Here is a 7,854-nt window from a genome sequence, read left to right as displayed (position 1 = left end):
CTCCGCCTCGTGCGCGTCGGCGTGCCACTCGACGGGTGTCTGCGCCTGCCGGTGTGCCTGCGGCTGTGGACTCGGCGGAGACTGCGGCGCCTGCCCCGGTTGAAGCCGGTGAGACCAGTGAGGCGGAGCCGGCCGCGGCTGCCGAGGTCGCTGAAGCCGTCGAGGAGGCGGCCCCGCGTCGTACGCGTCGCCGGGCCACCCGGCGAGTGACCGCCGCCGAGACCGCTGCCGAGGCACCCGCGGGTGAGGCCCGCGCCGCTGAAGTGCCCGTGGCCGAGGCCGCTGAGGCGGAGAAGGTCGCGGAGGACGAGCCGCGCACCGAAGAGAAGGCCGTCGCCGGGGTTTCCGAAGGCGCCGCGACCCGGCGTTCGCGTCGCCGTGCCGTGCGTTCGGCTGCCGTCGGGTTCGCCGAGCCCGCGCAGCCCGCCGCTGCGGAGGCCGCCGAGGGCGAGGAGGAGACGTCGCGTCGGCCGAGGCGCCCGGTCGCGCCCGTGTTCCAGGCGCCCGTTTTCACCGAGCCGAAGTTCCAGACGCCCGAGCGGGCCGCGGCCGAGGCGGCTGCGGAGGCCGAGGTCGTCGAGCCCGAGGAGTTCCCGGAGGAGCAGGCGGAGCAGGCCGGGGCGCGGCGTCGGCGCCGGCGCCGGGGTGCGGCCTTCGACGAGGAGGCCGAGACGCAGACCGCCGCCGAGACCGCCGCCGAGACCGCCGTGGAGGACGCGGCGGAAGAGGCCGAGGAGCAGGCGGAGGACGCCGTCGACGGTGACGAGGCCGAGGAGACCGGCTCGCGCCGCCGCCGTCGCCGCGGCGGCCGTCGCCGTCGCCGTGGGGAGTCCGCGGAGCCGGGCGGCGAGGACGAGTCGGAGGAGTCCGAGGAGGTCGCCGCCGCGCAGGACGCCGAGGACACCGCCGAGCAGGGCGAGGAAGACGAGGAAGAGGCCGAGGGCCGTGAGGAGCACGGCGGCGGGACCGGCGGCTCCAGCAGCAGCCGTCGCCGGCGCCGTCGTCGCCGTCGGGCCGGTGACGGCGGTGACGCCGGCGAGCCGTCCGACGACGACCCCGAGCGCACCGTCGTCAAGGTCCGCGAGCCCCGCCCGAAGGCCGAGCCGTCCGACGAGGTGCAGTCCATCAAGGGCTCCACGCGTCTGGAGGCCAAGAAGCAGCGTCGTCGCGAAGGCCGCGAGCAGGGGCGCCGTCGCGTCCCGATCATCACCGAGGCCGAGTTCCTGGCCCGCCGCGAGGCCGTCGAGCGCGTCATGGTCGTACGGCAGAGCGGCGAGCGTACGCAGATCGGCGTCCTGGAGGACGGCGTGCTCGTCGAGCACTACGTCAACAAGGAGCAGGCGACCTCGTACGTCGGCAATGTCTATCTGGGCAAGGTGCAGAACGTCCTGCCCTCGATGGAGGCCGCCTTCATCGACATCGGCAAGGGCCGCAACGCCGTGCTCTACGCCGGTGAGGTCAACTTCGAGGCGCTGGGCATGGCCAACGGGCCGCGGCGTATCGAGTCCGCCCTGAAGTCGGGCCAGTCGGTCCTCGTGCAGGTCACCAAGGACCCGATCGGTCACAAGGGCGCCCGGCTCACCAGCCAGGTCTCCCTGCCGGGCCGCTACCTCGTGTACGTCCCCGAGGGCTCGATGACCGGCATCAGCCGCAAGCTGCCCGACACCGAGCGGGCGCGGCTGAAGACCATCCTCAAGAAGATCGTCCCCGAGGACGCGGGCGTCATCGTGCGCACCGCCGCCGAGGGCGCGAGCGAGGACGAGCTGCGCCGGGACGTCGAGCGGCTGCAGGCGCAGTGGGAGGACATCCAGAAGAAGGCCAAGAACGGCGGCAGCTCAAGTGCACCGTCGCTGCTGTACGGCGAGCCGGACATGACCGTCCGGGTCGTCCGCGACATCTTCAATGAGGACTTCTCCAAGGTCATCGTCAGCGGTGACGAGGCGTGGCAGACCGTCCACGGGTACGTCTCCCATGTCGCGCCCGATCTCGCCGAGCGGCTGCAGAAGTGGACCTCCGAGGTCGACGTGTTCGCCACGTACCGGATCGACGAGCAGCTGATGAAGGCCCTCGACCGCAAGGTCTGGCTGCCCAGCGGCGGTTCGCTGGTGATCGACAAGACCGAGGCCATGGTCGTGGTCGACGTCAACACCGGCAAGTTCACCGGCCAGGGCGGCAACCTCGAAGAGACCGTGACCAGGAACAACCTGGAGGCGGCCGAGGAGATCGTGCGCCAGCTGCGGCTGCGGGACCTCGGCGGCATCGTCGTCATCGACTTCATCGACATGGTGCTGGAGAGCAACAGGGATCTGGTGCTGCGGAGACTGCTGGAGTGCCTCGGCCGGGACCGGACCAAGCACCAGGTGGCCGAGGTGACCTCGCTGGGCCTGGTCCAGATGACCCGTAAGCGGGTCGGGCAGGGGCTGCTGGAGTCCTTCTCGGAGACCTGCGTCCACTGCAACGGGCGCGGTGTCATCGTGCACATGGAGCAGCCGACCTCCACCGGAGGCGGCGGCAAGCGCAGGAAGCGCGGGCGTGGCGGTGACGGGCAGGTGCACGAGCACGAGGCTGTGGCCGTCGTCGCGAGCGCCGAGGCCGTCGAGGCCGTCGAGACCGTCGAGCAGGAGGCGGAGAGCGAGGCGGAGGTGGCCGCCGAGGTCGCCGCGCCGGTCGCGCTGACCGCACCGGACTTCACGCCGGACGAGGAGCTGTACAGCAGCGTCGCCGAGGCGGAGGCCGCGGCCGGGCGAGGCCGTTCGCGGCGCCGGGCAAGCCGTCGGGCGTCGGCTCCGGCGGGCACGCCGAGGGGCGGGGGCGCGTCGGTGCCGGACGCGATCGAGCGTCCGGTGCAGCCGGAGCCGGCCGCCGAGGCGCAGGCCGAGCCGGTCGCGGTCGAGGACCCGGTCGTTCCGGCGGCCCCGGCTGCCGAAGAGGCCGCGCCCAAGGGCCGTACGCGTCGTCGCGCGACCCGCAAGGTGTCCGCGCCGGCCGGTTCGCCCGCGGGCGCCGAGGCTGCCGTGGTGACGGTGGCGGACACCGCGCCCACGGCTGTCGCCGAACAACCGCGGGCCGAGGCCCCGGTCGAGGCGCCGGCCGCCGAGGAGAGCGCTGCTCCGGCCCGTCCGCGGCGCCGTGCGGTGCGGAAGGCCACCGCGCCGACCACGTCCGAGGACACGGCCGTCGTGGTCGTGCCGTCGGCCGGGGAGGCACCTGCGGAGGCTGCCGCGCAGGCTGTCGCGGAGGCTCCCTCCGCCCCTGCTGAGGTGGAGGCTGCCGAGGAAGCGGAAGCCGCTCCGGCCAAGAAGACGGCCCGTAAGACGGCCAAGAAGGCCACGGCGAAGAAGGCCGCCACCAAGAAGACGGCTGCCAAGACCGCCGCCAAGAAGGCGACGGCCAAGAAGGCGGTCAAGACCACCGCCACCAAGAAGGCCGCGAAGTCGGCGTCGAAGAAGACCGCGGCGGCGCAGCAGACGCTGCCGTCCGTCACGGCCTCCGCCACCGACGAGAGCGCCGACGAAAGCGCCGACGAGAGCGCCCGCGAGAGCTAGGACCGACCGCTGGTGTGCGGCCGATCACATCGGCCGATCACGTCGACCGCACACCAGCGGCCGCACACCAGCGGCCGCACACCAGCGGTCCCGGTTTGACCCGTTCGGCCGTGGCCCCGTAACCTTGACCGTCGGCGTGTCCACAGATGACGTGCCACATCCCCGTAAACCTCTTCCTCTCGGGCCTGTCCGGCCGGGAGAGGCTGCTCGCTCTGCCGGGCGGCTGGACTGCGGGGGTGCCGTTCCCGAGCGAGAGAGTGAGATCCGCGTGTACGCCATCGTGCGCAGCGGTGGTCGCCAGCACAAGGTTGCTGTCGGCGACATCGTTGAGGTTGACAAGATTTCCACCGCCAAGGTTGGCGACACGGTCGAGCTCTCGACCCTGCTCGTTGTCGACGGCGACGCCGTGACCAGTGACCCCTGGGTGCTGGCCGGCATCAAGGTCCAGGCCGAGGTCGTGGACCACCACAAGGGCCAGAAGATCGACATTCTGCGCTACAAGAACAAGACCGGTTACCGTCGTCGTCAGGGCCACCGCCAGCAGTACACGGCGATCAAGGTCACTGAGATCCCCGCGGCTGCGAAGTAAGGGACTGAGGAGAGATGGCACACAAGAAGGGCGCATCGTCCACCCGTAACGGTCGTGACTCCAACGCTCAGCGCCTCGGCGTGAAGCGCTTCGGCGGTCAGGTCGTGAGCGCGGGCGAGATCCTGGTCCGTCAGCGGGGCACCCACTTCCACCCCGGTGCGGGCGTCGGCCGTGGCGGCGACGACACGCTGTTCGCGCTGCAGGCCGGTGCGGTGGAGTTCGGCACCAGCCGTGGCCGCAAGGTCGTGAACATCGTTCCGGTCGCCTGAATCGGCTGATCGGAAGCTTTCGCGAGGCGGACCTCACTTCCCGGTCGGGGAGGTGGGTCCGCCTTTCGCGTGTTACACATCTCGGCAATCTGTGACGTTTCTGGAGGCACCACACCATGACCACCTTCGTGGACCGCGTCGAACTGCACGTCGCCGCGGGTAACGGAGGCCACGGCTGTGCCTCCGTCCACCGTGAGAAGTTCAAGCCGCTCGGCGGGCCCGACGGCGGTAACGGCGGGCGCGGTGGCGATGTCATCCTCACCGTCGACCAGTCCGTCACCACGCTGCTCGACTACCACCACTCCCCGCACCGCAAGGCCACCAATGGCAAGCCCGGTGAGGGCGGCAACCGGTCGGGGAAGGACGGGCAGGACCTGGTCCTTCCGGTTCCGGACGGCACCGTCGTCCTCGACAAGGCGGGCAATGTGCTGGCCGACCTGGTCGGGCACGGCACGTCGTACGTCGCCGCGCAGGGCGGCCGGGGTGGACTCGGCAACGCCGCTCTCGCCTCCGCCCGCCGCAAGGCGCCCGGCTTCGCGCTGCTCGGTGAGCCGGGGGATCTGCGGGACATCGTCCTGGAGTTGAAGACCGTTGCCGACGTGGCGCTGGTCGGGTATCCCAGTGCCGGCAAGTCCTCGCTGATCTCGGTGCTGAGCGCCGCGAAGCCGAAGATCGCCGACTATCCGTTCACGACCCTGGTGCCGAACCTGGGTGTCGTCACCGCGGGGGCGACCGTCTACACCATCGCCGACGTGCCGGGGCTGATTCCCGGCGCCAGCCAGGGCAAGGGACTCGGCCTGGAGTTCCTGCGCCATGTCGAGCGGTGCAGTGTGCTGGTGCATGTGCTGGACACGGCGACCCTGGAGTCCGAGCGGGACCCGGTGTCCGACCTCGACGTCATCGAGGCGGAGCTGCGGGAGTACGGCGGGCTGGACAACCGGCCGCGGATCGTCGTCCTGAACAAGGTCGACGTACCGGACGGCAGGGACCTCGCCGAGATGGTGCGGCCGGATCTTCAGGCTCGCGGTTACCGGGTCTTCGAGGTGTCCGCGGTGGCGCACATCGGGCTGAAGGAACTGTCGTTCGCGCTCGCCGGGTTGGTGGCGCAGGCGCGGGCCGCCAAGCCGAAGGAGGAGGCGACGCGGATCGTCATCCGGCCGAAGGCCGTGGACGACGCGGGCTTCACCGTGACGCGTGAGGACGACGGGCTGTTCCGGGTCCGGGGCGAGAAGCCCGAGCGCTGGGTGCGGCAGACCGACTTCAACAACGACGAGGCCGTGGGCTATCTCGCCGACCGGCTCGGCCGCCTCGGTGTGGAGGACGAGTTGATGAAGGCGGGCGCCCGCAGCGGGGACGGCGTCGCCATCGGGCCCGAGGACAACGCGGTCGTCTTCGACTGGGAGCCGTCGGTGATGGCCGGTGCGGAGATGCTGGGCCGACGGGGCGAGGACCATCGCTTCGAGGCGCCGAGGCCCGCGGCGCAGCGGCGGCGGGACCGGCAGGCGGAGCGGGACGAGGCGGAGCAGGAGTTCGACGACTTCGATCCGTTCTAGATCAGTTCGATCCGTTCTGGATCCAGTTCGATCCGTTCCAGGTCCAGGAGCCCCATAGGCCGACCGGCGTCGGCGCCTGACGGCGTACAAGGCCCGTTACGACACGATCGCGTTGGTCGTTCTGAATCCGTGTCGCAACGGGTCTTCTCTTGTCTCTCTATTTGTCATGCACGTGAACACCTCCGTTCAGCGGGTGGACTGCCCGGAAGCGTGAGCTTCGCAGTGTCCAAGAGGCCAGCGAGGCAAGGAAGTTCGCGCATGACCGGAGCAGTATCCCCTGACCGTCGCCGCTTTCTGACCGCGGGCGCCGCCGTCCTGGGCGCCGCCGCTTCCGCCCAGCTGTGGCTGCCGTCGGCCGCCCGAGCTGCCGAAACCCCACTTCCCGACGGTGTGTTCAGCCTCGGTGTCGCCTCCGGCGACCCACTGCCCGACGGCATCGTGCTGTGGACCCGGCTCGCCCCCGACCCGCTGAACGGCGGCGGCATGCCCGAGCGCACCGTGCAGGTGGAGTGGGAGATCGCCGAGGACGAGCGGTTCCGCAGAGGAGTGCGCCGGGGACTCGCCCATGCCCGGCCCGAGTACGGGCACAGCGTTCACGTCGATGTACGAGGGCTGCGCCCGGGACGCGCGTACTGGTACCGCTTCCGCACCAGCGGCCAGCTCTCTCCCGTCGGCCGCACCCGCACCGCGCCCTCCCGCCACAGCTCCGGCGGCCGGCTGCGCGTCGCGCTCGCCTCCTGCCAGAACTGGCAGCACGGCTACTTCACGCCGTACGCCGACATGCTCGCGCAGGATCCCGACGTCGTGGTGTTCGTCGGTGACTACATCTACGAGTCGACGCCCTCGGCGACGGCGGTGCGCAGGCACGAGGGGACCGGTGAGCCGTACACCCTCACCCAGTACCGCAACCGGTATGCGCAGTACCACGCAGACCCCGATCTCGCGGCGATGCACGCGAACGCGCCTTTCGTGGTCACCTTCGACGACCACGAGATCGACAACGACTTCGCCGGCGAGATCGCGCAGGACCCGGGCAAGCAGAGCCACGACGCGTTCGTGGCCCGGCTGACGGCGGGCTACCAGGCGTACTACGAGCACATGCCGGTCCGGGCGAGCGCGATCCCCAGCGGACCGCACATCCAGATGTACCGCCGCCTGGAGTTCGGCCGTCTCGCCCGGCTCAATGTGCTGGACACCCGGCAGTACCGCAGCGACCAGGTGACCGGCCAGGAAGCCGCCAAGAACCCGTCGCTCACCATGCTCGGCGGGAGGCAGAAGGAGTGGCTGCTGGACGGGCTGCACGACTCGCCCGCCCGCTGGAACCTGGTCGCCTCGCAGATAATGGTCGCCGAGACGGACCTGCTGATCGGCGAGGGCAAGCAGTGGTTCTACGACGCCTGGGACGGCTACCAGGCCGAACGCAACGCGCTGATGGCGGAGTTCGCCGAGGTCCGCAACCCGGTCGTGCTCTCCGGTGACCGCCATCTGACGATGATCAGCGACCTGAAGAAGGACTACGCGGACCCGGGCTCCGACGTGGTCGGCGCCGAGTTCGTGGGCACGTCCATCTCCAGCAACGGCGACCAGGACCAGGCGGCCTTCCGCAAGGAGTGGGACCCGCGGATGCCGGACAACCCGCACTGGAAGCTGCTCGACGCCCACCGCGGCTACCACCTCTTCGACCTCCGCCGCGACGGGATCGACGCGCAGGTGCGGGTCGTGGACACCGTGCTGCAGCCGACGGCGGCGGCGAGCACGCTGGCCAAGCTGCGGGTGGAGTCCGACAAGCCGGGCGTACACCTCGTTTGACGGCAGACGGCAGACGGCAGACGGCAGACGGCAGACGGCAGACGGCAAGACGGCAAGACGGCAAGACGGCAGAACCTGGGAATCGCCTC

Annotated in this window: 5 protein-coding genes; all 5 read left to right on the top strand. The window is 70.8% G+C overall.

What is annotated here, in order from left to right; genetic code table 11:
- Positions 1 to 3,545: Rne/Rng family ribonuclease (locus tag GFH49_RS21125; RefSeq protein WP_155057657.1), on the top strand; the 3,545-nt coding region annotated here is incomplete at its 5' end.
- A gap of 268 nt (positions 3,546 to 3,813) precedes the next feature.
- The gene (gene rplU, locus GFH49_RS21120; protein ID WP_004931419.1) at positions 3,814 to 4,134 is read left to right on the top strand and encodes a 50S ribosomal protein L21; all 321 of its coding nucleotides are present in this window, start codon (positions 3,814 to 3,816) and stop codon (positions 4,132 to 4,134) included.
- A gap of 14 nt (positions 4,135 to 4,148) precedes the next feature.
- On the top strand, positions 4,149 to 4,403 hold the full coding sequence (rpmA, locus tag GFH49_RS21115) for a 50S ribosomal protein L27 (RefSeq protein WP_004988181.1): 255 nt from the start codon (positions 4,149 to 4,151) through the stop codon (positions 4,401 to 4,403).
- A gap of 116 nt (positions 4,404 to 4,519) precedes the next feature.
- Positions 4,520 to 5,956: a GTPase ObgE gene (gene obgE / locus GFH49_RS21110; protein ID WP_155057656.1), complete on the top strand. Its 1,437-nt coding sequence runs from the start codon at positions 4,520 to 4,522 to the stop codon at positions 5,954 to 5,956.
- A gap of 258 nt (positions 5,957 to 6,214) precedes the next feature.
- Positions 6,215 to 7,765 (top strand): alkaline phosphatase D family protein, encoded by a 1,551-nt coding sequence (locus GFH49_RS21105; RefSeq protein ID WP_155057655.1) that lies wholly within the window; start codon positions 6,215 to 6,217, stop codon positions 7,763 to 7,765.
- The last annotated feature ends 89 nt before the right edge of the window (positions 7,766 to 7,854 follow it).

The sequence above is a fragment of the Streptomyces blattellae genome (genome assembly GCF_009709555.1).
Classification (GTDB): Bacteria; Actinomycetota; Actinomycetes; order Streptomycetales; family Streptomycetaceae; genus Streptomyces; species Streptomyces blattellae.
Note: the sequence above shows the minus strand (reverse complement) of the source record. Positions and strands in the feature narration are given on the sequence as shown.